The sequence below is a fragment of the Amycolatopsis alkalitolerans genome, from assembly GCF_006152065.1.
GTDB lineage: Bacteria > Actinomycetota > Actinomycetes > Mycobacteriales > Pseudonocardiaceae > Amycolatopsis_E > Amycolatopsis_E alkalitolerans.
Genome location: NZ_VDFW01000001.1, coordinates 379,710 through 404,466 on the forward strand (window position 1 = coordinate 379,710; position 24,757 = coordinate 404,466).

General features: G+C 69.7%; 20 protein-coding genes and 1 pseudogene. 14 read left to right on the forward strand and 7 right to left on the reverse strand.

The window, feature by feature from the left end:
• Positions 1-11: 11 nt before the first annotated feature.
• From FG385_RS01725 to FG385_RS01750, 6 genes are all read right to left on the reverse strand, one after another.
• Positions 12-1,118: a DUF917 domain-containing protein gene (locus tag FG385_RS01725; protein WP_139094766.1), complete on the reverse strand. Its 1,107-nt coding sequence runs from the start codon at positions 1,116-1,118 to the stop codon at positions 12-14.
• Entirely contained in the window at positions 1,115-2,170 is a 1,056-nt protein-coding gene (locus FG385_RS01730; protein WP_139094854.1) for a DUF917 domain-containing protein, read from the reverse strand. Before FG385_RS01730 ends, FG385_RS01725 begins: the two co-directional genes overlap by 4 nt.
• On the reverse strand, positions 2,170-3,711 hold the full coding sequence (locus tag FG385_RS01735; RefSeq protein WP_139094767.1) for a hydantoinase/oxoprolinase N-terminal domain-containing protein: 1,542 nt from the start codon (positions 3,709-3,711) through the stop codon (positions 2,170-2,172). The genes FG385_RS01730 and FG385_RS01735 overlap by 1 nt, the downstream gene beginning before the upstream one ends.
• Before the next feature lie 11 nt (positions 3,712-3,722).
• Complete coding sequence (locus FG385_RS01740; RefSeq protein ID WP_139094768.1) at positions 3,723-5,042, reverse strand: purine-cytosine permease family protein; 1,320 nt, start codon at positions 5,040-5,042, stop codon at positions 3,723-3,725.
• Between the two features lie 92 nt (positions 5,043-5,134).
• Positions 5,135-6,328, reverse strand: coding sequence for a cysteine desulfurase-like protein (locus FG385_RS01745; RefSeq protein ID WP_139094769.1), 1,194 nt, complete (start codon positions 6,326-6,328; stop codon positions 5,135-5,137).
• Between the two features lie 118 nt (positions 6,329-6,446).
• Positions 6,447-7,400, reverse strand: a complete 954-nt coding sequence (locus tag FG385_RS01750; protein ID WP_139094770.1) for a helix-turn-helix domain-containing protein — start codon at positions 7,398-7,400, stop codon at positions 6,447-6,449.
• Between the two features lie 71 nt (positions 7,401-7,471).
• Between FG385_RS01750 and FG385_RS01755 the strand changes: the two genes are divergently transcribed.
• The 14 genes and pseudogenes from FG385_RS01755 (at position 7,472) to FG385_RS01815 (ending at position 22,970) form a co-directional block, all read left to right on the forward strand.
• On the forward strand, positions 7,472-7,711 hold the full coding sequence (locus tag FG385_RS01755) for a hypothetical protein (RefSeq protein ID WP_139094771.1): 240 nt from the start codon (positions 7,472-7,474) through the stop codon (positions 7,709-7,711).
• 37 nt (positions 7,712-7,748) lie between these two features.
• Positions 7,749-8,582, forward strand: a complete 834-nt coding sequence (locus tag FG385_RS01760; protein ID WP_139094772.1) for an AraC family transcriptional regulator — start codon at positions 7,749-7,751, stop codon at positions 8,580-8,582.
• A gap of 127 nt (positions 8,583-8,709) precedes the next feature.
• Positions 8,710-10,632, forward strand: coding sequence for a maleylacetate reductase and hydroxyquinol 1,2-dioxygenase domain-containing protein (locus tag FG385_RS01765; RefSeq protein ID WP_139094773.1), 1,923 nt, complete (start codon positions 8,710-8,712; stop codon positions 10,630-10,632).
• A pseudogene (locus FG385_RS35785) lies at positions 10,629-11,669 on the forward strand (FAD-dependent oxidoreductase); the annotation flags it as partial. The gene FG385_RS01765 and the pseudogene FG385_RS35785, both read left to right, overlap by 4 nt.
• A gap of 400 nt (positions 11,670-12,069) precedes the next feature.
• Complete coding sequence (locus FG385_RS35790) at positions 12,070-12,354, forward strand: aromatic-ring hydroxylase C-terminal domain-containing protein (RefSeq protein ID WP_327436809.1); 285 nt, start codon at positions 12,070-12,072, stop codon at positions 12,352-12,354.
• 555 nt (positions 12,355-12,909) lie between these two features.
• Positions 12,910-14,241, forward strand: coding sequence for an MSMEG_0569 family flavin-dependent oxidoreductase (locus FG385_RS01775; RefSeq protein WP_139094774.1), 1,332 nt, complete (start codon positions 12,910-12,912; stop codon positions 14,239-14,241).
• Positions 14,242-14,264: 23 nt separating this feature from the next.
• The gene (locus FG385_RS01780; RefSeq protein WP_139094775.1) at positions 14,265-15,080 is read left to right on the forward strand and encodes an amidohydrolase family protein; all 816 of its coding nucleotides are present in this window, start codon (positions 14,265-14,267) and stop codon (positions 15,078-15,080) included.
• Positions 15,081-15,113: 33 nt separating this feature from the next.
• Complete coding sequence (locus FG385_RS01785; protein ID WP_139094776.1) at positions 15,114-15,626, forward strand: MSMEG_0572/Sll0783 family nitrogen starvation response protein; 513 nt, start codon at positions 15,114-15,116, stop codon at positions 15,624-15,626.
• Between the two features lie 17 nt (positions 15,627-15,643).
• Positions 15,644-16,741, forward strand: a complete 1,098-nt coding sequence (locus FG385_RS01790) for an MSMEG_0568 family radical SAM protein (protein WP_235022322.1) — start codon at positions 15,644-15,646, stop codon at positions 16,739-16,741.
• Position 16,742: 1 nt separating this feature from the next.
• The gene (locus FG385_RS01795; RefSeq protein WP_139094778.1) at positions 16,743-18,194 is read left to right on the forward strand and encodes an MSMEG_0567/sll0787 family protein; all 1,452 of its coding nucleotides are present in this window, start codon (positions 16,743-16,745) and stop codon (positions 18,192-18,194) included.
• Entirely contained in the window at positions 18,191-19,051 is an 861-nt protein-coding gene (locus tag FG385_RS01800) for a carbon-nitrogen hydrolase family protein (protein WP_139094779.1), read from the forward strand. The genes FG385_RS01795 and FG385_RS01800 overlap by 4 nt, the downstream gene beginning before the upstream one ends.
• Before the next feature lie 5 nt (positions 19,052-19,056).
• On the forward strand, positions 19,057-19,884 hold the full coding sequence (locus FG385_RS01805) for a carbon-nitrogen hydrolase family protein (protein WP_139094780.1): 828 nt from the start codon (positions 19,057-19,059) through the stop codon (positions 19,882-19,884).
• The gene (locus FG385_RS01810; protein ID WP_139094781.1) at positions 19,881-20,963 is read left to right on the forward strand and encodes an MSMEG_0565 family glycosyltransferase; all 1,083 of its coding nucleotides are present in this window, start codon (positions 19,881-19,883) and stop codon (positions 20,961-20,963) included. The genes FG385_RS01805 and FG385_RS01810 overlap by 4 nt, the downstream gene beginning before the upstream one ends.
• Positions 20,964-21,629: 666 nt before the next feature.
• A complete protein-coding gene (locus tag FG385_RS01815) occupies positions 21,630-22,970 on the forward strand; it encodes a protein kinase domain-containing protein (protein ID WP_139094782.1) in 1,341 nt (446 codons plus the stop codon).
• A gap of 311 nt (positions 22,971-23,281) precedes the next feature.
• On the opposite strand, the gene FG385_RS01820 is transcribed toward FG385_RS01815, so the two are convergent.
• Positions 23,282-24,757: a hypothetical protein gene (locus FG385_RS01820; RefSeq protein ID WP_235022323.1), complete on the reverse strand. Its 1,476-nt coding sequence runs from the start codon at positions 24,755-24,757 to the stop codon at positions 23,282-23,284.

Here is a 24,757-nt window from a genome sequence, read left to right on the forward strand (position 1 = left end):
AACGCCGGCGTTCAGCCTTGAGCCGCCGCGGGGACGATATCCTCGACGGGCCGGAATTCATGTGGTAGCCCGAAAGCCGCGGGCCCGAACGTCGCGAGCGCCTCGGAGGTGCGCATGAGCCGCGGGGTCGAGATGCCGACGACCGTCACCCGCTGGCCGTAGCGCAGGGTCTCGGTCGTGATCGGCTCCGCCGTTTCCGCTTCCAGCACGCAGATCAGATCCGGCACCAGGCAGCGCACCTCGCCGTCGACCCGGGCCACCAGGTTCTCGTTCTGGAACTCCAGCTCCAGCTTGTGCTCCCCGTCGAAGGACAGCGCGGCCGCGCGGCCCCGCGCGAACCCCGCTTCGGTCCGGCGTTCCACGTCCGCGATCTTGCCGCGGAAGAGCACGCGCAGATCGCGGTACAGCGTCTCTCTCAGGGCCTCCGCCAGGCATGCGATCGGGTCCGTGCCCCGGCCCTCGCGGATTGCCCGGCCCACCCTCAGCGCGAGGCTCAGCGTCCGCGGGATCGCCGTGCGTTTCACGTCCGCACCGCTCATCGAGTACTCCGCGATATGCGCGACCCCGCCGAGGCGGATCGTCACCCCGCGCGCGATCCACTCCATACGCCGGTTGTCCGTACCGGTGTCGATCACGGTGACCTCACCGCCCTCGCCGGCGACCGCCATCGGCGAGCCCGGCACCCCGTACACGCCGAAGGTTTCCATCTGCAGCTCGGGAAACGCCCGGCCCATCCCGTCCGCGTCGACGACGGGCAACCCGGTCCGCGCACCGACGACGAGCGGGATCATCGAGTTGATCCCACCGCATTCGATCGGCATCGTGGCGCTTGCCCGCACGCCGAGATGCTTTTCCAGCGCCGCCAGCGCTGTTTCGGGCTCGCGCCCGCTGGGCAGCTTTTCGAACACGACGGTCGGCGCGCCCATCTGCGCGGTCGGGATCACCAGCGCGTCGTCGTCGACCTCATCGGGGTCCAGTACGGTCACCGGGCCGTGCTCGCGGATCGCCTGCCGCACCAGAAGCCGCCCGACGTACGGGTCGCCACCGCCGCCGGTGCCCAGCACCGCCGCGCCACGCGCGAGATCTTCGAGATGGTCCTCGGTCAGCTGCCAGCTCAAGCGGAAACCCCCACCGGGTCGATGTCGTAGCCGAAGTACCGCGGCCCGGCCAGCTCGATCCCGGCCTCGGTATGCCAGCGCGGGTCGGCGGGCGCCGCGATCACCGTGACGCGCTGGCCGAACCGCAGGGTCTCAGTGGTCACCGCCTCACTGGTCTCCGTGTGCAGCACGCAGATCAGGTCCGGCACCGAAGCCAGCGTGCTACCGTCACGCGCGGCGACCAGGTGCTCGTTCTGGAAGCGCAGCACCAGCTCGCTGCCGGAATCGGTGTCCAAACCGGACAGCCGCGCCTCCCCGCGCGCGAATCCCGTGACCGTCCGGCGGGCGACGTCGATCACCTTGCCGGTGAACAGCGTCCGCCCGCGCAGCCGCTCGGCCACCGCGCGCACCGATCTCGTTTCGCGGACCAGCTTGCCCAGTTCCGCGCACAGGCTCAGGGTGCCGGGCACCATCGACTCGCGCGCCTGCGCGCCGGACATCGCGAACGTGCTGATCGCCGCCGAGCAGCCCATGTCGATCGCGGCCGAGCGAACCAGCCGTTCCGCCCAGTGATTGTCCACTGTGTCCAGGATCCCGCGGTTCCCCTTCTCGTCCGCATAGGCCATCGGGGTCGCGCGGATGCCGTACAGGGTCGGCAGCACCATCTGCAACTCGGGGAACGCGCGGCCCATCCCGTCGGCGTCCACGAGCGGCAGGCCCAGCTGCGCGGCCGCCACGGCGGGAACGAGCGAGTTGACCCCGCCCGCTTCCGCGCAGGCGATATGGGTGAGCTCCTTGCCGAGGTACCCGGCGAGCGAGCGTGCGGCGAGCCCGATCTGCTCGGCCGAGGGCAGTTTCTCCACCATCACCGTCGGCGCGCCCAGCATCGCGACGGGCAGGACCACCGCCTCGTCGGGTAGCTCGTCCAGCGCTACCAGAGGAACCGGTCCGTGCTCGCGTACGGCCGAGGCCGCCAGGAGCCGCCCGATGTACGGGTCGCCGCCGCCACCGGTGCCGAGGATGGCCGCCCCCCGCGCCAGATCGTCCAGATCGCCGTTCGTCACTGCCCTCATCACGCGGGCCCCAGCTGGAGGTCACCGACCGCCTTGACCCGGATTCGGGTCGCGTTGCCGGGCAGGTACGGGATCGGGACCTCGTCGAAGTCCACGATGTCCACACTGGACGGACTCGCCCCGGCGGCGACGGCACGGTCCACCGCTTCCTGCTTGGCCTCGTCGACCACCGTGTCCCGGCGACCGGGTTCGATCGCGTACACCCGGTCGACCTCGCCGCCGATCTGCGCGATCGCGGCGCCGATCGCGTTCGCCACCGCGTAGTGGTCGGGCCGGTGCACCTCGCCCGCGCCGGAAAGCTTGTCCGGCAACAGGATCGACCCGCCGCCGACTGCCACCACGGGGAGCGGTTCGGCCGAGGTCCGCATCCTCTCGACCACATCGGACACGGCGCCCGCGACCCGCTCGAGCGCGGCCTGCACGAGCTCGCGGTCGAGATGCGCGACCAGACCCGGGTCACCGATCTCGGCGCGGCCTGCGGCGACCGCGATGTCGGTGGCGGTGAGCGTGTCACCGCCGAACACCAGCGCTTTCGAGGTCAGCTCGTACCCGACCGAGTCGGGCCCGACCCGGTCCGGGCGCACGCGGCTGCCGCCGCCGATCCCGATCGAGAGCACATCGGGCATCCGGAAGTTCGTGCGGATCCCCGCGACGCTCACGTCCGTCGTCGCCTCGCGCGGGAACCCTTGGCGCAGCACCCCGACGTCGCTCGTGGTACCCCCGACATCGACCACCGCGCAAGTGTCTAAACCGGACAGGACGGCGGCGCCACGCATCGAGTTCGTCGGCCCGGACGCGAAGGTCGCCACCGGGTAGCGGCGGGCGAAGTCGACATCCATCAGCGTGCCGTCGTTCTGGCTCAGATACAGCGGCGCGGTGATACCGGCGCCGCCGACCGACGCGGCCAGCCCGTCCACGATATGCGCGGCCAGCTCGCGCAGTGCCGCGTTGATGACGGTCGCGTTTTCCCGTTCCAGCAAACCGATCCGGCCGATCTCGTGCGACAGCGAGATCGCCACGTCCGGCAGTTCGGCGCTGATGATCTCCGCGGCCTGCGCCTCGAACTCGGCGTTGACGGGGGAGAACACGGAGGTGATCGCGACGCTGCGCACCCCGGCGTTCCCCATGTCCTCGGCGGCCCTGCGCAGCTCGTCGGCGTTCAGCTCGGAGATGTGCCTGCCGTCGAACTCGTGGCCCCCGTGCGCGAGGTAGCTGCGCCCGGCGATCGCGTCGACGAGCCGTTGCGGCCAGTCCACCATCGGCGGCAGCGACGCGCCCGCGGGGAGGCTGAGCCGCACGGCCGCGGTCGGTGCCAGGCGGTGCGCCTCCACCAGCGCGTTGATGAAATGCGTGGTGCCGATCATCACCGCCCGCACCGCGGCCGGGTCGAAGGCCCGCTGCCGTTGCAGACCGTCGATCGCGGCGACGATGCCCGAAGTGACGTCCTCGGTGGTGCTGGTCTTGATCTCCGCCAGGACCTCCCGGCCGTCGAGCAGGACCGCGTCGGTGTTGGTGCCGCCGACGTCGATACCGATGCGCACAGGGATTCTCCTTACAGGGCAGTTGCCGGTTCGGTGTCGGCGGTGCGGCTCATCCCGACGCCGCGCACCAGGCCGAGCTTCCCGGCGACCACGTAGAGCACGAAGCCGACGACGAGCGAGTTGATACTGGGCAGTCCCCATTCGACGAACTTGCCGACGAGCGCGGCCGCGAGCCACACGACGATCGTGGCCGGTACCCAGTTCGGCGCGTCGTCCGGCACTCCGGCGCGGGCCGTTTCCAGGTTGCCGCGCCAGCGCTTCACCACGAAGTACTCGGCGACCATGATCCCGGCGATCGGCGGGAACGCGACGCCCAGCACGGTGAGGAAGTCGGTGAACGCGTCCAGGATCCCGGCCGCCGCGAGGACGCTTCCGGCGAGACCGAGCACGCCGGTCACCACCGCCCGGTTGAGGCGCTTGCCCGAGACGGTGCCGACGAAGTTCACCACGCCGAGCCCGGCGGAGTAGAGGTTCCAGTCGTTGATCTTGATGGTGCCCGCGATGACCACGAGGATGCCGACCCACCCGACCGAGGACGTGACGATCGTGGTGATCTCCGACGTCCTGACCGCATGCGCCAGCAGGACCCCGGCCATGCCGATCACGTACTCGCCGATGGTGACGCCGACGATCGTCTGCTTCGCGACGTCGCCCGCGGTCCGGTTGAAGCGGGTCATGTCCGGGGTGATCACCGCCCCCACGATGAAGCCGCCCGCGACGAGTGTGGTGCCCTGCAACAAGGTCAGGCCCGGCCCGGGCGGTGCCGACGACGCGAGGGCGCCGACGTCGTGTTTGGACAGTTCGGAAATGATCGACCAGCCGACGAGGACCAGGAAGGCCGGCACCGTCAGGTACGCGGTCCACGCCATGGAGTGGAAGCCACGCATCACGATCGCGGTCACGATCAGGCCGAACACCAGTGCCCAGGCCCATTCCGGCAGCACGCCGATGAGCTGGACCAGGCCCTGCGCGGAAACCGCGGACTGGATACCGAACCAGCCGATCAGGCTGATCCCGATCGCGAGCCCGATCAGGGCCGAGCCGCCGCGGCCGAACCCGGTCCAGCGGGCGAGCATCGAGGTGGACAGGCCCTCGCGCATGCCCATCACCCCGACCAGGATCATGATGAGTTCGAGGATCACCGCGCCGAGGGTGAACGCGAGGAATGCCGGCCAGAAGCTCATCCCGAAGCCGACGGTGGCGCCGAGCAGGAACTGGGACAGCGCGGATACCTGGCCGAACCGCTGGACGGCGACCGACCACCAGGAGTAGCGGGCGCTCCGGGGCACCCTGGTGAGGGCGTAGTCGTCGACACCGACAGTTGAGGCCATGCCGACCTCCTTATCCGGGGGAGTGTTCCGCACACCGTAACCTCGGGCCCCCCGACCGTCACCGTGCGATGTGCACAGTCGGTCTCGTCCGACTATGCGTCTCGCACGGCAGAGACCGCGTCGAGCAGGCGATTCACGTCGTCGGCGCTGGTGTACGGGGCGATGCCCGCGCGGACCGCGCCGGTATCTCCGAGGCCCAGGTGCCGGGAGCATTCGAGCGCGTAGAAGCTGCCGGCCGGCGCGTTGACTCCGCGTTCCGCGAGGCCACGGTAGACGTCGGCCGACGGGACGCCGTCGACGGAGAACAGCACGGTCGGCGCGCGGCGGCGAGTGGGGGAGCCGTAGCGGGTGACACCGGGGATCGCGGCGAGCCCGTCGTCGAGCAGGCGCAGCATGCTCTCCTCGTACTCCTCCAGCGCTCGCATCGAGTCGAGCAGGCGGGCGCGTCGCGTCCCGCCGCCCGGGACGAGGCCCGCGAGGAAGTCGATGGCGGCCGTGGCGCCGGCCAGCAGTTCGTACGGCAGCGTGCCCAGCTCGAATCGTTCGGGGACGGCGTCGGTCGACGGGGCGAGCTTGTCCGGATGCAGGGTCTCGAGCAGGGAGGGGGAGGCGGCGACGAAACCCAGATGGGGGCCGAGGAACTTGTACGGCGAGCAGCCGAAGAAGTCCGCGCCGAGTGCCGCGACATCGACCGGGGTGTGCGGGGTGAGATGCACACCGTCCACATAGCACAGTGCACCGGCCTCGTGGACTTTCGCCGCGATCGCGGGCAGATCCGGGCGGGTACCCAGCAGGTTCGATGCGGCTGTCACCGCGACGAGCCGTGTCCGGTCGGTGAGCAGATCGGTGACAGCCTCGACGGGCAACTCGCCCGTGGCCGGATCGAAGTCGGCCCACCGCACATTGGCGCCGCTCTGCACCCACGGGCGGATGTTCGCGTCGTGATCGAGGCGCGTCACGACGACCTCGTCGCCCGGCGACCACGTCTTGGCCAGTGCGCGGGAGAGGTCGTACGTCAGCTGCGTCATGCTGCGGCCGAACACGATGCCGCCAGGCTGGCCGCCGACGAGATCGGCCGCCGCCTGCCGGGCTTGACGGACGATCTCTTCGGCGCGGCGCTCCGCGGCGGTTACCGTGCCACGGTTGGAGATCGCCGACACGAGCGTCGCGGCGACGGCCTCGCCGACGGCGTCGGGGACCTGCGATCCGCCAGGACCGTCGAAATGTGCGGCGCCCTCTTCGAGCGCGGGGAAGTGCTTGCGTACCGCGTCCACGTCATAAGCCACGGCCGCCAGCATGGCTGACAGTGCCGTTCGTGACCAATCCGACGGCAGTCACGGCGGAAACGGGTAGCTCCCAGCAGATCGGCTGCGGACCGTGTCCGCCTGCTTTCGGTCGGATCGGTCAGGCCGGCGCGAATGTCCGCCGGTAATCGTGTGGTGATACGCCGACCATCCGGTGAAAATGGTGTCTGAGCAGTGCCGCGGTGCCGAACCCGGACTCGCGGGCGATCTCCTCGATGCTCAGCCGCGTGTCCTCGAGCAGGGCCCGGGCGCGCAGCACGCGCTGGGTGGACAGCCACTTGTGCGGCGTTGTCCCGGTCTCCGCGACGAACCTGCGGGCGAACGTGCGCTCGGACATCTGCGCCCGGCGAGCCAGCGTCGCGACCGTGTGCTCCTGGGCGAGATTTTCCAGTAGCCACGCGAGGATCGGCTGCAGGCTGTCGCCGGTGCACTCCGGGATCGGCAGTTCGACGAACTGGCGCTGCCCGCCGTCACGCTGGGGCGGCACGACCATCCGACGCGCGATCGCGGTCGCGATCGCGGACCCGAGTTCGCGCCGGACCAGGTGCAGGCAGGCGTCGATGCCGGCGGCCGTGCCCGCGCTGGTGATCAGGTCACCCTCGTCGACGAACAGCACGTCCGGATCGACCTTCGCTTCGGGGAAGCGGGCCTGGAAGTCGGCGATGTGGTGCCAGTGCGTGGTGCAGCGGCGGCCGTCGAGCAGGCCGGTGGCGCCAAGCAGGAACGCGCCGCTGCACACGGAAAGCAGGGTGGCGCCGCGGCCGGCCGCTTCGCGGAGCGCTTCGAGGACGGCGGGCGGGTACTGCGCACGCACCGCGGCGGCGGGGATGGCGACCAGGTCGGCGCCCGCGAGCCCGTCGAGCCCGTGCGCCGGGGTCATCTGGACGCCGGGGATCGTGGTGGCGAGCGGCCGGCCAGGACGCTCGCCGCACACACGGAACTCGAACTTCGGCACGCCGTCGTCGGTCCGGTCGATCCCGAAGACCTCGCAGATCACCCCGAACTCGAACGGCGCCAGTTCGTCGACCAGCACCGCGGCGACGGTGTTCAGCATGGCTGGATCTTATCGCATATCGTCAGACCTGCCACTGTTGGCAGGAAGTGATGGGGCGAAAAATAGTTGCCATGACGAACCTGATCATCTTCATCGCCGCACTCGCCCTGCTTGGCTACGCCATCGAGCGCAACCACCGGCGTCAGCGTCCGGGGCGGATGAACGGCAGCGTCAATTTCGAAGACCGGGACCGAGAACGAATAGCGGAGGAGTTCAGAGCCGCGCCGCGGTCCCCTCGCCCGGCACCCTCGCCCGACTCCGGTCAGGCCCCCCACGACGTCGGCGCCTGGCTGGTTTCGGGCGGAGCCTGACTACACTCGAAGGACCTCGAAGCAGAGGAGGTCGAGCGTGGCCGAGCTCGGGCTGGCCGATACGAACGGCATCCTGCGGCTGCCCTGGATCAGTCCCGACAGGTCCAGCGCGGGCCTCGGCTGGCCGGATCTGTACGTGTCCACGCAGTCCGAGACGCCGTACCGCGCGAGCTTCGACGCGGCCGGCACGCACCTCGTCATCCTGCATCTCGGCGGACCGGTCACGGTGCGCCGAGGCCGCGATCTCGTCCGCCGGATCCCGGCGGGCGGGCTGTTCATGCATCCGGCCGGGCGCGACCTGACGGTCGAGCTGGGCGGGCCGCTCGACACCGTGCACGCGTACTTGTCGGACACCGTGCTGCCGGTCGAGCTGAACGAGGAGATGGGCGTCGCGGACCCGCTCGTCGAGCAACTGATGCTCGCCCTCGACGGCGTGATCCGGCGGTGGGAACCGTCCGCGCGCACGTACGTCGACCATCTCACCGGGCTGTTCGCGGCGCACCTCGCGCACCATTTCGGCCGGGAGCGGGTCCGCGAGAAGGCCGCGTGGCTGTCGGAGCGGCAGCTTGCCGAAGCCAATGACTTGATGACCGCACGGATGGCCGAGCCGATCCCGCTGGCCGATCTCGCCGCCGCCGTGTCGCTGAGCGTCAGCCAGTTCACCCGCCGCTTCAAGGCCGCGACCGGCGAGACCCCGCACCGCCACCTGATGCGCCTGCGTGTCGAGCAGGCCTGCCGCCTGCTGCGCACCAGCAGCCTCGGTATCCGGGAAATCGCCGTGCGGTGCGGGTTTTCGCATCAGGAGCACCTGACCCGCGTCATGCGCGCGCGGCTCGGTACCACGCCCGCCGCGTACCGCAGAGGACGTTGACGACGTCCTGGACTCCCGTGCTCCTGCCGGGTTGATGCGTCTTTCGTGCAGAAGGACGCTGGGATCGTGCAGGCGACCGTGCCACCGGTCGCCCGATACTCGGCAAGAGCACAAAGGAGTGAAGGCGATGCGGAACTTCGTGTACTCGGCGCATCCGTCGCGGGTGGTGTTCGGGCCAGCGGCGCAGGTGCGCGACGAGGTCGAGCGGCTCGGCGGCACCCGGGTCCTGCTGCTGACCAGCCGGTCGGCCGATGCCGGGCCGGTGCGTACCGCGCTCGGGCCGCTGCTGGTCACCGAGTTCGGCGGTGCCGTGATGCATACGCCGGTCGAGGTCACCGAGCGTGCGCTCGAGCGGGCCAAGGGTGCCGACTGTCTCGTGGCCGTCGGCGGCGGTTCGGTCACCGGCCTGTCGAAGGCGCTCGCGGTGCGCACGGGCCTCCCGCAGGTGATCCTCCCGACGACCTACGCCGGTTCCGAGGTCACGCCCGTCCTCGGCGAGAAGTCGGGCGGCGAGAAAATCACCAGATCATCGGACGAAATCCGGCCCGAGACCGTCATCTACGACGTTGCGCTGAGCCGCCACCTGCCGGTGCCCGTTTCGGTGACCAGCTCGGTCAACGCGATGGCCCACGCGGTCGAGGCGCTGTACTCGCCGCAGGCGAACGCCGTCGTGGACGGGATGGCGCTGGAGGCGATCAGAAAGGTCGCGCGCTCGCTCCCGGTTCTCGGCGCTGATCCGTCCAATGTGGAGGCACGGGCCGACTTGCTGGAAGCGGCCTGGCTCGGCGGACTGTGCCTCGCCGGCGTCGGGATGAGCCTGCACCACAAGCTGTGCCACACCCTGGGCGGATCATTCGACCTTCCCCACGCCGAGACCCACACCGTCGTGCTCCCGCATGCCATGGCCTACAACGCGCCTGCCGCTCCCGCGGTGATGGCGCGAATCGCCGAAGCGCTCGGCGCGACCGATGCGCCCAGCGGCGTCTTCGATCTCGTCGCGAAGGCGGGCGGGCCGACTTCGCTTCGCGAGCTCGGCCTTGCCGAAGCGGATATCGCAAAGGCCGCGGAACTGGCGATCGCGAAGCCGTACCCGAACCCGCGCGAGCTCACCCGCGACGGCATCGAGGAACTCCTGCGCGCGGCGTGGCGCGGCGACCGTCCCGGCGGAGGTCGTGCTGTTCCGGACCTGAGCTGGCTGACCGCGCAGGTCGTCACGAGCTTCGACGGCGCGCCCGATCCGCGCGTCAAGCAGCTGCTCACCGATCTCGTCCGGCATCTGCACCACTACGTCACGAAGAACGACGTCGCCCAGCCGGAATGGCAGTACGCCATCGAGTTCCTCACGCGCGCCGGGCAGATCACGACGGACACCCGCCAGGAGTTCGTGCTGCTTTCGGACGTGCTCGGCGTGTCCAGCGCGGTCGACGTCCTCACGAACTCGCGCACGCCGGGCACCACGGCCTCGGCGGTGCTCGGCCCGTTCTACGTCGAGGGCCCGCCCGCAGCCGAGCACGGCACGGACATCGCCGCCGGCCTGCCGGGCACCCCGCTGTGGGTCGACGTGCTCGTCACCGACACCGGCGGGAAACCCGTACCGGACACCATGGTCGACGTGTGGCAGTCCAATGAGGACGGCTTCTACGACGTCCAGTTGCCCGACCTGAACGGCCCCGTCCTGCGAGCCCGGTTCCACACCGACGCCGAAGGCCGGCTGCGGTTCTGGACGATCCTGCCGAGCGAGTACCCGATCCCCGACGACGGACCGGTCGGCCAGATGCTCGCGGCCACCGGGCGGCATCCGTGGCGGGCCCCGCATCTGCATTTCATGCTCGCCAAGCCCGGGTACACGCAGCTGATCACCCAGTTGTTCGTGCGCGGCGGGGCTTATCTCGATACGAGCGCGGGGCTGGGCGACGCGGTGTTCGGCGTCAAGGACGACCTGATCGTCGATTTCGTGCCCCAGCACGGACCCACGCCCGACGGCCGCTCGATCGACGCCGAATGGCGGCGGCTCGACTTCACCTTCAAGATCGCACCGGAGCAGAGATGACCTACGACACCGATGTCCTGGTCGTCGGCAGCGGTCCCGCCGGTGGCTCGGCCGCGCTGCTGCTTGCCACGTACGGCGTGCGGACGCTGCTGGTCAGCAAGTACGGCTGGGTCGCGAACACGCCGCGCGCGCATATCACCAACCAGCGCACGCTCGAGGTGCTGCGCGACCTCGGCGTCGAGCAGGAGGCGCTCGACGCGGGCACGCCGCAGGAGTTGATGGGCGACACGGTCCTGTGCACGTCGCTCACGGGCGAGGAGATCGGGCGGATCCGCACCTGGGGCACCGGGCCGGCGTCGCTGAGCGAGTACGCCTCGGCGAGCCCGTGCGGGATGATCGACCTGCCGCAGACGTATCTCGAACCGATCCTCGTCTCGCGTGCCGCCGCCCGCGGCGCGAAGGTCCGGTTCGACACCGAGTTCCTATCATTGGACCAGGACCAAGACGGGGTCACGGCGCGGCTGTCCGACCGGGTGCGCGGTGACGAGTACTCCGTCCGCGCCCGGTACCTGATCGGCGCTGACGGCGGGCGCAGCCTGGTCGCGGAGCAGGTGGGCCTGCCGATCGCCGGGCAGAGCGGCAAGGCCGGCAGCATGAACATCGTCTTCAAGGCCGACCTGTCGGAGTACGTCGCGCACCGGCCGAGCGTCCTGTACTGGGTGATGCGGCCCGGTGCGCATCTCGGCGGGATCGGGATGGGCCTGGTGCGCATGGTTCGCCCATGGCACGAATGGCTGCTGACCTGGGGATACGACATCGAGCAGCAGCCACCCGATGTCGACGGCGCGGGCGCCAGGGAGATCGTGCACGATCTGATCGGTGACCCGTCGGTCGACGTCGAGATCACGTCCACTTCCTTGTGGACGGTCAACCACAGCTACGCGACCGAGTATTCGGCGGGCCGGGTGTTCTGCGCGGGGGACGCGGTGCACCGGCACCCGCCGTCGAACGGGCTCGGCTCCAACACATCGATCCAGGACTCCTACAACCTGGCCTGGAAGCTCGCGATGGTCATCCGCGGCGAGGCCGGACCCGGGCTGCTGGACACCTACACCGCCGAACGGGCGCCGGTGGGTCAGCAGATCGTGGACCGCGCGAACCTGAGCCGTGACCAGTTCGGCCCCATTTTCGAAGCGCTGGGTATCGCGGGCGGCAGCGACGACGAGGGGATCGTCGCCGGGTTGGCCGCGTGCCGCGCGGAGGACGCCGAAGGTGCGAAGCGGCGGCAGGCGCTCGACGAGGCGATCCAGCTCAAGAACTACGAGTTCAACGCGCACGGCGTGGAGCTCAACCAGCGTTACCGATCGGCGGCCGTGCTGGACGACGGCAGCCCCGCGGAGGACTGGTCGCGCGATCCCGAACTGTTCCACCAGCCGAGTACCCGGCCCGGGGCGAAGTTTGCCGCATGTGTGGCTGGTGGGCGCGCACGGAGCACGAGTGTCCACATTAGATCTCGTCGGCAAGGGCGGGTTCACGGTGGTCACCGGTTTGGCGGGCGGCCAGTGGCAGACCGCGGCGGCTCGCGCCGGGATCCGGTGCGTCCGCATCGGCGCGGACGGCGCCCGCGACGCCTACGGTGACTGGGGCCGGGTGCCCGGCCTCGACGAAGAGGGCTGCCTGCTCGTGCGGCCCGACGGCTACATCGCCTGGCGCGGCCCGGCGCTCACCGAAGGCCACGCGAACGCCTTGGCGCAAGCCCTTTCCCAGATACTCCAACGGTGACAACACGCCGCTCCGCGTGCGGTGCCGGTGGTTGCCGGTCCGACGGGCGGCCACGGCTACCGGCTCAAGGTAGGCCGCGCGCCGGCTGATCCTTTCGGCCGGATCGGTGCTGTGCTGTTGGTTACTGGGCTGATGGCAGCCGCGGGTGTCCGCGTGTGCGTCGCCTGGGGACCGTGCCCGCTTTTGGCCGGAAGGTGCTGTGCCGTTTGTTGCCAGTCCGGTGGCAGCGTCGGGTGTCCACGTGCGCGTTCTGCCGGGGGCCGCGCCCCTTCGCCTTCGGCCGGGCGGTCCTGCGCCGTTCGTTACCAGTCCGGCGGCGACGGGTGTCCACGTGTACGTCGGTCGGGGGCCGTGTCCGCTTTCGGCCGGACGGTACTGCGCTGGTCGTTGCCAATCACGGCTGTCCGGCTTGCGTAGCAACGGTTGCGTGCTGTTCGGGGCCTGCCTACTTTGGCCGGATCGGTAACACGCGGTTGTTCCGGATGAAACCGATCGGAAATAACTCCTGGCTGTACTGGTCGCCATCACGACAGTACCCCGCGAGGAGGGCGTTCGGTGTCTCATCCACTCGATGGCCGCCATCACTGCGTGCTCGTGATCGGAGGCGGCCAGGCCGGGCTTTCGATGAGCCACGGCCTGCGGGCCCGCGGTATCGACCATCTGGTTCTGGAGCGGGACGAGATCGGGCACGAATGGCGTGACCGCCGGTGGGACACCTTCTGCCTGGTCACCCCGAACTGGCAGTGCCAGCTACCCGGTTTTCCCTACCGCGGCGGCGATCCCGACGGGTTCATGAGGCGCGGCGAGATCGTGTCCTATATCGAGGAGTACGCGAAGTCGTTCGATCTCCCGGTGGTCGAAGGAGTCGAGGCGACGCGGCTGCGCCTGACCCCGCACGGGTTCCTGGTGCGTACCACCCGCGGGGACCTGACCGCGGACCAGGTTGTGCTCGCGACCGGGCCGTACCAGGTGCCACTGATCCCGCGGATCGCCGAGCGCCTGCCCGAATCGCTGACGCAGCTGCATTCCTCCCAGTACCGGAACCCGGCGCAGCTGCCGCCGGGTGCGGTGATGGTGGTCGGCACCGGGCAGTCGGGCTGCCAGATCGCGGAGGACCTGCACCTGGCCGGCCGGCGCGTGCACCTGGCGGTCGGCAGCGCGCCGCGGGTCGCGCGCCGGTACCGCGGTCGGGATGTCGTGGCCTGGCTCGACGATATGGGCTACTACCGGCGAGGTATCGACGAGTTCGCGGACGCCGACGCGGTTCGCTTCAGGGCGAATCATTATGTGACCGGCCGCGACGGCGGGCACGACATCGACCTGCGAGCGTTCGCCCGCGAGGGAATGTGGTTGTACGGCAGGCTTTCCGGTTTCCGCTCCGGTTCGTTCCGGTTCCAGCAGGATCTGCGCAAGAACCTCGACGGAGCGGACGCGGTGTCCGAGGGCATCAAGAACTCGATCGACCACTACATCGCGGTCGCCGGGATCATGGCGCCCACGGAGGACTGTTACGTCCCCGTATGGGAGCCGGATCAGGAGCCGACCGCGCTGTCGCTTTCGGACAGTGGCATCACGTCGGTCGTCTGGAGCACCGGTTTCGGCCGGGACCACCGATGGATCGACGTGCCCATCTTCGACGGTCGCGGCTACCCGACGCACGATCGCGGCGTGACCAGTTGCGAGGGGCTGTATTTCCTCGGGCTGCCCTGGCAGTACACCTGGGGCTCGGGCCGTTTCTGCGGGGTCGCGGCGGACGCCGAGTTCCTGGCCAACCGCATCGACCTGGTGTACCGGGGCGGCAAGAGTCACGAGGTGCGCTGGCTGGCGGGAGCCCCGCGGGGCGGTTACGAGAACGACGACTGGGTCGCGCCCCGGACCGTCGCCTGAGCTTGATGTCCGAAGGGATTTCCATGGTATTCGACGCGCACCGCCACCTCGGCGTGTTGCCGGCGTACCCCTTCTACGGCGGGCCCGCGATCAACCCCGATATCAAGGCCCGCGCGACGATCGCGGAACTGGTCGCGGATCTCGACGCCGAAGGGACCGAACGCGCGCTGGTGATCCCCAACTACGGGGTGCCGGGCCCCGGGGTCGCCTTCGGCTTCAACGAGTTGTGTGTCGAAGCCGCCCAGACCGACGACCGGATCCGCGCCGCGCTGTGGGTTTCGCCGCTGCCGACCGATCAGCAGCGCACCGAACGTGCGCTCGCGCTCGCCGGGGAACCGGGCGTGAGGGCGCTGAAACTGAGCTTCCTTCTCGGTGGCCGCGCCAACGACCCCGCCTGCCGCCCCGTGCTGGACCGGATCTTCTCGGTCGCGCGCGAGCGTGAACTCGTCGTGCACGTGCACACCTCGCCGGGCGCGGCCTCGGACATCGACGAGGTCGGCAATCTCGTCGAATGGTACGGCGATCAGGTCGCCGTGCATCTGGTGCATTTCGGTGGCGGTATGAGCGGTCACATCAAGCTCGCCGGGTCCCGGTTCTTCGACTGGATCGAGGCGGGAAAGCGGGTCTACACGGACTTGTCGTGGGCCATCGGGTTCGCACCCCGGTGGCTGGCGGAGGAGGTATCGCGGCGTGGCATCGGCCACGACCGGATCCTGTTCGCCAGCGACGAGCCCTGGGGCGACCGGGAAGGGGAGTACGCCCGGATGCGGGCGGCCACCGCGGACGGTGAGCTCTCCGGAATGGTGTTCCGGGAGAACTTCGAAAAACTCTACGGCTGAACCCACGGAAGAACGGAAATCGAAGGAGCTGGCATGCCCGAGTTGACCGACCTGGAGCAGAAGAGTCTCGAGGAGATCCCGCACCCGGCCTTGCCGGAGGGGTCCACATTGTACGGCGGGACCAAGATCTTCCCGGATTACCAGGCGGAGAACGGCGAATCGTACTTCACGCTGGTCCACGGGATCGCGCACGAGTCGTCGGTGAGCTTCGTGGCGATCCTGCAGGCGACCCGCGCGCTGCGCAAGGGATTCGAGACCGCGATCTACTTCTACGGCCCCGGTTCGCTGAACTGCCTCGCCACCCGGGGGTTCCCGACCACGGGTAACGCGGCGTTCCCCGGCGAGATGAACATCAACGACCAGCTCAAGACGTTCATGGCCGAGGGCGGAAAGGTCTACTGCTGCAGGTTCGGCCTGTCGCTGCACGGCGCGCGCGAAGAGGACCTGATCGAGGGCGTCATCCCGGCGCATCCGCTCGACGTGCAGGACGCCCTGATCCACTACGCCCGCAAGGGCGCGATCATCAACTCGACCTACATGTTCTGATGAGCCGGGGAGCCGCAGTGCGCGTTGGTACCGAAGAGGAACACGGCGTTCTCGAGGGTTCGCCGTCCTTCGCAGCCCGGGTGGACATCGCCGTGCGTGGCGTGCGCTGGGATGCGCCCGTCCGGCGGGACAAGGGCGCCGGGCCGAGCGATGACGGGCATCTGGTCGTCGACGGTGCCAACGCGGCGCTGCCGCTCAACCCGGAAAGCCCGTACACGGTCCGCGAAGGTCGTGTCTACAACGGCGGGATCGACCTCGGTCTGTCGGTGGAACCCGTTGCGCGGCCCAGGTTCTACGACCTGAAGACCGCGGACGGTGTGCCGTACCGGCAGATCGCGCTCCTGCACGGCCGTGATGTGCTCGCGACGACGGTCGTGCAGACCTGTATCCGGTATGTGGAAGATCAGCGTTGCCGGTTCTGCACGATCGAGGAGTCGTTGCGGGCCGGATCGACCATCGCGGCGAAGACGCCCGCGCAGCTCGCGGAGGTCGCCGGAGCGGCAGTGCGGTTGGACGGGGTCCGGCAGATGGTGATGACCACCGGCACCACCGCCGGCCCCGACCGCGGCGCGCGGCATCTCGTCCGTTGCGTGCGCGCGGTACTGGCGGCGGTGCCGGGCTTGCCGATCCAGGTGCAGATCGAACCGCCGGGCGACCTGTCCGTGCTCACCGAGCTGCACGAGGCGGGTGCGACGTCGATCGGCATCCACGTCGAGTCCCTGGACGACGACGTGCGCCGTCGGTGGATGCCGGGCAAGTCGACGGTCCCGATGAGTGAGTACGAGGCCGCCTGGGACGCGGCGGTGCGTGTGTTCGGCCGCAACCGGGTGTCGACTTATCTGCTCATCGGCCTCGGTGAGAACCCGGACGAGCTGGTGGCCGGCGCCGGGAGGCTGATCGAACGGGGTGTGTATCCGTTCGTCGTGCCGATGCGCCCGATGCTCGGCACGCTCGCACGTCGAGACGGCGCGAAGGCCCCGTCCGCGGGGTTGGTCAGGGACGTCACCCGGCGTGTGGCGGCGCTGCTCCGGGACGCGGGGATGACCGGCGCCGACCAGGGTGCGGGATGCGCGGCGTGCGGCGCGTGCGGTGCGCTGAGCGCGGCGGGAGCCTGACATGCGCGACGTACTGGCCGTCCTCGGTGACCGTGTGAGCGTCGAGCGTCAGCCGGCGTTTCAGATCGAGCGAGCCGACTCCGCCGCGGCGATCGCCGCGTACCGGACGTTGCGCACCCGGGTGTTCGTCGAGGAGCAGGGCCTGTTCGCCGGCCACGACCTCGACGAGCACGATGAGGACCCGCGCACGGTGATCCTCGTGGCGCGCGACCGCGAAGGCACCGTAATCGGCGGCGTCCGCCTGTACCCGGCCGTCGACGAGCCCGACCTCGGCTGGTGGATCGGCGGCCGCCTGGTTGTCGCTCCCACGCATCGAAGGCGCACCGTCGCGCCGCCGGTTCTCCCAGCGGCCCGGACGGCCCGGACGACAGCCGCGACGAGCGCGGGCCGCGTCGGCGCTGCCCTGGTACGCGCGGCGTGCGCCTACGCCGAGAACGCCGGTGTCATGCGTTTCGAGGCCACCATCCAAGTGCGCAACGAAACCATGTTCGCCCGGCTGGGCTGGCACCGGATCCGCCCGGTCACCGTCGCCGGCACACCGCACGTCCTGATGCGGTGGCACATCGGCCGCATCCAGGCGCTTGTGGACGCGACCAAGCGCGACCTCGGGTCATTGCTCACCGGCCTGGCCGGCACCCCCGGCTTCGTCGGCGATGACGGCGTGCCGGTGCCCGGCAGCGACCTCGTCGCGGCCTGCGACGCGATCCTCCCCTCGATGGTCGAACGTGACCCCGAGTGGGCCGGCTGGTGCTCGGTCCTGGTCAACGTCAACGATCTCGCCGCGATGGGTGCGGAGCCGGTCGGCCTGCTCGACGCCCTCGGCGCCCGCGACAGGTCGTTCGCGAGCCGAGTACTGGCGGGCCTGCGGCGGGCGAGCGAGGCCTACGGGGTGCCGGTCCTCGGCGGCCACACACAGTTCGGCGTTCCCGCCGCGCTGTCGGTCACTGCGCTCGGGAAGACGTCGCACCCGGTGCCCGGAGGCGGGGGACGGCCGGGCCATGCCGTCCGCCTGACCGCGGATCTCGGGGGCCGGTGGCGCCCGGGCTATGCCGGGCGCCAATGGGATTCCACGACATCCCGACGCAAACCGGAGCTGCACGCGATGCTGGCCTCGGTCGGGCAAGCCCGCCCGGCCGCCGCCAAGGACGTGTCGATGGCGGGTGTCGCCGGCACCCTCGGCATGCTCGCGGAGGCCAGTGGCTGCGGTGCCGAGCTGGACCTGGCTCGGGTACCCCGCCCTGCGGGGACGAGTGTGGGCGATTGGCTCACCTGCTTTCCGGGATTCGCGATGCTCACCGCGGACGAGCCGGGTACCGGCCCGCTCGCGGCCGGCCCGGCCGTATCTGTCGACTGTGGACGGTTGGTGCCCGGTCATGGCGTCGTGCTGCGCTGGCCGGACGGGGAGAGAACCGAAGTACTCACCGGGGGTGTGACGGGATTGGGAAGGGCATGACCTCCTTGAGGATGGCCGCGGCCGCGGCCGCATTCGATCGGGATCTGGACGGGGATTTCGCCCGGATCGAAGGGATCATCGAGCAGGCCCGCGCGCAGGGTGTCGGCCTGCTCGCCTTACCCGAGGCTTGCCTCGGCGGCTATCTCGCCGACCTCGGTGGTGGCGCCGAAGGCCCGCCACCCTTGACGCTCGACGGTGCCGAGATCAAACGCCTGACGAAGCTGGCCGGCGACATGGTCGTCGTCGCCGGGTACTGCGAGCACGACGGTGATCGCCTTTACAACAGCGCGGTCTGTGTCAATGGCGACGGTGTGCTCGGCAACCACCGCAAGGTGCACCAGCCCCTCTCGGAGGACGCGAGTTACGGCGCGGGCCAGTCTTTCGCCGCCTTCGACACGCCGGTCGGCCGCCTCGGCACCATGATCTGCTACGACAAGGCGTTTCCCGAGTCCGCCCGTACTCTGGCGCTGGACGGAGCCGAGATCGGTGTGTGCATCTCGGCGTGGCCGGGAAGCCGCACGAACCCGGCCGCCGACCTCGCCGAGGACCGCTGGAAGCGCCGGTTCGACCTGTTCGACCGGGCCAGGGCGCTGGAGAACCAGATCGTATGGCTCTCGGCGAACCAGTCCGGCACCTTCGGCGCGTTGCGGTTCGTGGCCAGCGCGAAGGTGGTCGACCCGGGTGGCGAGATCATTTCCGACACCGGGGTCACGGAGGGTTTGGCGGTGGCCGAACTCGACGTGACGCACGCGCTGGAAACGGCCCGGCGTTCGATGGGGCATCTGCGTGATCGGCGCCCGGAGGCATATCCGGGCCTGGGTGGCGGCGAGGAAGAACTCGCCGCGACGAGATACTAGGTTCCATGGGTCTCATCCGGATCGGTGCGGTGGCGGCGCATTTCGGCCGCGACCTCGACTTCGACCTGCAGCGCATCGGCACTTTGATCGAGCATGCGCGAAGCTCCGGGGTGTCCTTTCTGGTCCTGCCGGACGCGGCGCTGGGCGGTTACCTCGCCGACCTCCGCCATCCCGATCCGGACGCCCTGCCGCCCGCGCTCGATGCCGAGGGGCCCGAGGTCGGGAAGGTCGCCGCGATGGCCGCGGAGATGGTGGTGTGCTTCGGCTTCTGCGAGGCCGAAGGCGACTTGCGGTACAACGCCGCGGTGTGTGTGACAGGGGACGGCGTGCTGGGCCGGCACCGCAAGGTCCACCAGCCGGCGGGGGAGTCGGCGGCATACGCGCCCGGCGAGCGGTTCGCCGCGTTCGAAACTCCCGTCGGCCGTGTCGGCATGCTCATCGACTACGACAAGACGTTCCCCGAATCCGCCCGGACCCTCGCGGTCGACGGGGCCGAGGTGCTCGCTTGCCTCTCGGCCTGGCCGACGAGCATCACCAACCGCGCGCCGCGGATGGCACAGGATCGGCAGTCGCGGCTGTTCGACCTCTACGACCAGGCCAGGGCCGCGGAGAACCAGGTTGTGCTGGCTTCGTCGAACCAGACCGGCGCGATGGGCGGGATGCGGTTCCTCGGGCAGGCCAAGGTCGTCGGCCCTGGAGGTGACATCCTTGCGCGCACCTGGGCCAAGGCGGGGATCGCCGTCGCGGAACTGGACGTGCAGGCGGAGATCTCGACCGCCCGCCGCGTGCTGAAGCACCTCGACGAGCGCAAGCCCGAGGTCTATGAGGCATGAGGATCGCGCTCCTGAGCTACTCGACGAAACCGCGCGGTGGGGTGGTGCACACGCTCGCGCTCGCGGAGGCGCTCGCGGCAGAGGGACAGGACGTCACGGTCTGGACCCTCGGCCGTGGCGGGGACAGCGGGTTCTTCCGGCCGGTGGACTTCCGGGTGCGCGTGCGGATCGTGCCCTTCCCTGAAGTCGAGGGCGAGGCCGTGGGGCCGCGGATACTGCGCTCCATCGAGACGATGCGTGCGGCTTTCGAACCGGATGGCTACGACATCGTGCACGCCCAAGACTGCATCAGCGCGAACGCGGTGGACCGGTGCGTGCGGACCGTCCACCACATCGACCACTTCACGACCCCCGAGCTCGCCGCCTGTCACGAGCGGGCGATCGTGCGGCCGCACGCGCGCGTGTGCGTTTCGGCCTCGGTGGCGAAAGAACTGGCCGAGGGCTGGGGAATCTCGGCCACCGTGATCCCCAACGGGGTGGAGGCTGCGCGATTCTCCGCGGCGGCTTCGCCGGCCGCCCGGTGGCAGCGGCAGCGGTGGCGCGAGCGCCTGGGCCGGTATGTCCTTTCGGTGGGCGGGATCGAACCGCGCAAGGGCTCGCTCGACCTGCTCGAAGCCTTCGCTCTGCTGGACGAACCTGGTGTGCGCCTTGTGATCGCCGGCGGGGAGACCTTGTTCGACTACCGCGACTACCGTGCCCGATGGGAACGGCGCGCGATCGAACTGGGCGTGTCGCCGGTGGTGCTGGGTGCCGTGGCTCATGACGAGCTTCCTTTCCTGGTTGCGGCGGCCGGGGCCTTCGCCTTCCCGTCGGTGAAGGAAGGTTTCGGGCTGGCCGCGATGGAGGCCGTAGCGGCCGGAGTTCCTTTGGTGGCACGAGATCTGCCGGTGCTGCGTGAGGTGTTCGGTGGGGTGGCGGGCTTCGGCTCGGATGCGCAGGGCCTGGCGCAGGAGCTTTCGCGGGCGTTGGCGGGGCCGGATCCCGCCCGGCGAGCGGCGGGCGAGGCTCTCGTTTCTCGCTACACATGGAGTGCGGCGGCGCGTTCTCATATCCAGCTGTACCACGCCCTGGCTTCCTGAGCGCGAACCTTCCACCGATCCGGTGAACGTTTCCGTGGATCGAGCCGTTTTTGTCGGTCCCTCCCGGCATAGTGGCGGCAAGCCCGAAGACCGAGGAGGCAGTAATGTCCATTGTGGATACAGAAGTTGGTTTCCGTTCTACTTTTCTTGCCGTGCAAGGAGATTCCTGGATCGACTACGTGTGCGCTGGGCAGCTCACGGGTCTTGGTGGGGTGCGCTCCTATGTGCTCGAACCGGTCACCACCGATCCGCTGGGGAACTATGTTTTGCGGCCACCGCCTCGTCATCGAGTCTGGCGAGGCGAAAGCGCTGGCCATGCCCGCCGACCCATTCGGGGAGAACCAGTTGCCAGCGGTTCACCGAGTTCGGCAGCGCGACGGCGGGTTGTGAGGCCGGTGGTGGTTGGGTGAGTTTGACGGCCGGGGAGTGGCGCGGGTGCGGTCGAAGGTAGTCGATTCCGTGGCCGGGGCACCGACCCCGCAAGAACGAAAGGCCCCACGCTCGGGAAAGCCATCGCCACGAGATCAGGTGGGCTCGTAGGCCGGCAGGCAACAACGCACGACGGAAGCGGTCTGGAGGTGAACGAACAAATACAACATCGGGCTCCGTCTGCCGAACGCGAGGTTCCTAGAATGGGCCCTTCAGGACCTCGGGACCGGAGGAGACGTGGCCGGCGAAGGTGAGCTGATCGCAGGACGGTACCGGCTGGTGTCCCGCATCGGCCGCGGGTCGATGGGTGTCGTGTGGCGGGCGCGGGACGATCGCCTGGACCGGACCGTGGCCGTGAAGGAGCTGGTGCTCGACGCGGCCGCGGGTGAGGAAGCCGCGCAGCAGGCCGTTCGTCGCGCGGTGCGCGAGGCGAGGCTGGCCGCTCGGCTACGCCATCCGCATGCCATCACCGTGCACGACGTGGTGGAGCACGGCGGGAAACCGTGCCTGGTCATGGAGTTCCTGCCGTCGAAAAGCCTGGCCGCGCTGCTCGCCGAGCGGGGGACGTTGCCGCCGGAAGACGTCGCCGGCATCGGTGGTCAGGTGGCGTCGGCGGTCGCGGCCGCGCACGCCGAGGGAATCGTGCACCGTGACGTGACGCCGGGCAATGTACTCATCACGGCCGATGGCACAGCGAAACTGGCCGACTTCGGCATTTCGCGTGCCCTCGGTGAAGGCACCATGACGGATGGTGGGGTCATCGCCGGTACCCCGGCCTATCTGGCGCCGGAGGTCGCGGGCGGGGCGGATGCCGTCTTCGCGTCGGACGTGTTCTCGCTGGGCGCGACGATGTACGCGGCCGTGGAAGGCGTGCCGCCGTTCGATGGCGAGGAGAACCCGTACGCGCTGCTGCAACGGGTGGCGCGAGGTGACGTCCGTCCGCCGCGGCAGGCGGGTCCGCTCACCGGGGTGCTGGTCCGGATGCTGCGGCCGAACCCTGCTGACCGGCCGCGGATGGACGAGGTCGAGGAAACGTTGACGGCGGTGGCGGAAGGGAAACCCGCGCCGCCGCCGCGCGATCCGACGCTCCTGCTGCCCAGTCGCCGCAAGCCTTCTCGGCGGTTGGTCGTCGCTGGGGCGGGTGCGGTGGCCTTGCTAGCGGTTGGGGTTCTGCTCGGCAGCCGGATCAACGGCTCCGGCACGCGGTCGGCCGAGGGCGTTCCACCGCCGGCGGCGGCTCCCGCGAGCACGACCACCACGACGCAGGCTCCGGAGCCGGACTGTACGGCCGATTACCGGGTGACGAACTCCTGGCCGAACGGCTACCAGGTCGAGGTGACGGTGCGCGATGACGGGCGTGGCCTCACGGGGTGGGCCGTCCAATGGCAGTTGCCGGGCGGCGACGCGATCGACAACCTGTGGAACGGCACGCTCGCCCGCGACGGGCGCACCGTGACCGTGACGAACGCGGGATACAACGCCGTGGTCGCCGCCAACGGCACCACGAGCTTCGGTTTCGTCGCGACCACATCGGGCGGTGGCGCGGCCACGCCCGACTTGAGCTGCGCCCGTTCCTGATCTGTTCGGCGGGGGTCCCGCCGAACAGATCAGCCAGGGTCGGGGCCTGGGGTGGTTCAGGAATGGGGCCGTGTTCGGCGGTCGCGGGTGTGGGGGTCGTTTGAGAGTTGGGTCGTGTTCGGCGGTTGTTGGGGGAGGGGTCGGGCAGGTTAGTCAGGGTGAGGGTGTGGGGTGGCCCGGGAGCTGGGCCGTGTTCGGCGGTCGCGGGGGGCGAGAGCCGAACCGGTCAGCTGGGGTTGGTGTCGGGCGGTTCGGGAGGTGGGTCGTGTTCGGCAGTCGCTGGGTGTGAGGGCCGAGCAGGTTAGTCGGGCTCAGGGCGTGGGGCAGTTCAAGAGCTGCACCGAGTTCTGCAGCCGCTGGGTGAGGAAGTCGAACAGGTTCGCGGCGCCGGCGTCTGGGGACGGTGCTTGCTGGAACAGGGCGCGATCGGTTGCCAGGCGGCGGTTTCCGATCGAGGCCAGGTTCGTGCAGTAGGCGTTCGCCGTATCGAGGCCCGCGACTGGCGGCGGCTGGTTCACGCCCGCACGGTACAGGTTCACCTTCGGGACGCTCGGTTTCCCGTCCGCCAGCGTCATCGGATCATTGGGCGGCACCAAGGCCACCGGCTGCGCCTGGTGCGCCGCCGCTTGGAGTTCGTTCAGCGCTAGCGACGTCGCCGGCTTGCCATGGTTCGTCAGATCCGGTGCGGTGAACGGAGTGCAGCCCAAAGCCGGGTCGACGAAGTTCACCAGCAGCCCGTTGTCGCTGCCGTTGGTCAGCGTGGTCGTGCCGGGCAGGCGGACCGTGCCGGCCTGCGCTGTGCGACCATCGCGCGTCGCGAGGTAGGTCGCGGTGACGTTGTCGCTCTGATCCTGGTCGACGAGGCCGAAGTCACGCACCGTCGGGCAGGGTTGCCCGTCCTTGCCGGTACCTATGTCAGGAACGGTCAGCCGCTTGTTCTCGATGGCCGCGTTGGCGGCGGCGAAGAACGCCGGCGCGTTGCAGTACCCGAACTGACCGAACGGCGACCCGGGCAGGCCGTTCACGCATCCCGGCGCACCAGTCAGCGTGAGGACGTCGCCGTTGAACCCGAACCACACACCCACGACCGCGTTCGGGGGCAGGGTAGGCACGATCGTCGGCGCCGCGGGGCGCCGGCCGCGGTCCACGACCAGCGGACGGTAGACCGACAGCTTGCCCGTGGCCGGATCCAGGATCGTGGCCTCGACGAACGCCGACTGTGCGGCATCCGCTTCGTGGCAAGGGCCTCCGTCGCCGGTTCCGCTCAGTTCGTAGGGCGTCGCAAGACCCTGCGCTGTCAACGGGTTCGCCGGAACCGAGAGCGTGCAGTTGGGGTTCACCGCCTGCGGCGGCGGTTGCTCGCGTTTGTGTGGCCGGTGCCCGTAGGGCGTGCGTGCCGGCACGGCTTGCGCGGCCACCGTCAGCGTTTGGCCGCCGCCGCGCTGCGAGCCCGATCCGAAAGAGGCGAACCCGAAGACGACAAGGAGTGGCACCACCAGCAAAGTGCCGATCAGCAGATTTCTCGCGGGTTTCGGCGCACGATGCCGCCCGGTTTTTCTCAGCAAGGAATTCTCCTGTCGTGTTCGTTTCTCACCCCCCTCGGGTCGAACGGATCGTGAGGCTAGCACGGATAACGGGCGGATCACAGTATGATCACCGTGCGAAAAATTCCCCAGTTCAGCAGTGAGGTGCGGGTGGCCTTTTTCTTCCCGTTGAGTACCAGAAGTGGGCGCGCTGGGGTCGGAGCGCTTCCGTTTTCGGACGTTCGGTTCCCGGCGAGGGCCCAA

Bases quoted from the DNA above. Each gene is read 5' to 3' on its own strand.
- FG385_RS01810 (WP_139094781.1), top strand. From the start codon at position 19,881: ATGAGGATCGCGCTCCTGAGCTACTCGACGAAACCGCGCGGTGGGGTG.
- FG385_RS01765 (WP_139094773.1), top strand. From the start codon at position 8,710: ATGCGGAACTTCGTGTACTCGGCGCATCCGTCGCGGGTGGTGTTCGGG.
- FG385_RS01795 (WP_139094778.1), top strand. From the start codon at position 16,743: ATGCGCGACGTACTGGCCGTCCTCGGTGACCGTGTGAGCGTCGAGCGT.
- FG385_RS01780 (WP_139094775.1), top strand. From the start codon at position 14,265: ATGGTATTCGACGCGCACCGCCACCTCGGCGTGTTGCCGGCGTACCCC.
- FG385_RS01805 (WP_139094780.1), top strand. From the start codon at position 19,057: ATGGGTCTCATCCGGATCGGTGCGGTGGCGGCGCATTTCGGCCGCGAC.
- FG385_RS01785 (WP_139094776.1), top strand. From the start codon at position 15,114: ATGCCCGAGTTGACCGACCTGGAGCAGAAGAGTCTCGAGGAGATCCCG.
- FG385_RS01750 (WP_139094770.1), bottom strand. From the start codon at position 7,400: ATGCTGAACACCGTCGCCGCGGTGCTGGTCGACGAACTGGCGCCGTTC.
- FG385_RS01800 (WP_139094779.1), top strand. From the start codon at position 18,191: ATGACCTCCTTGAGGATGGCCGCGGCCGCGGCCGCATTCGATCGGGAT.
- FG385_RS01755 (WP_139094771.1), top strand. From the start codon at position 7,472: ATGACGAACCTGATCATCTTCATCGCCGCACTCGCCCTGCTTGGCTAC.
- FG385_RS01730 (WP_139094854.1), bottom strand. From the start codon at position 2,170: ATGAGGGCAGTGACGAACGGCGATCTGGACGATCTGGCGCGGGGGGCG.
- FG385_RS01740 (WP_139094768.1), bottom strand. From the start codon at position 5,042: ATGGCCTCAACTGTCGGTGTCGACGACTACGCCCTCACCAGGGTGCCC.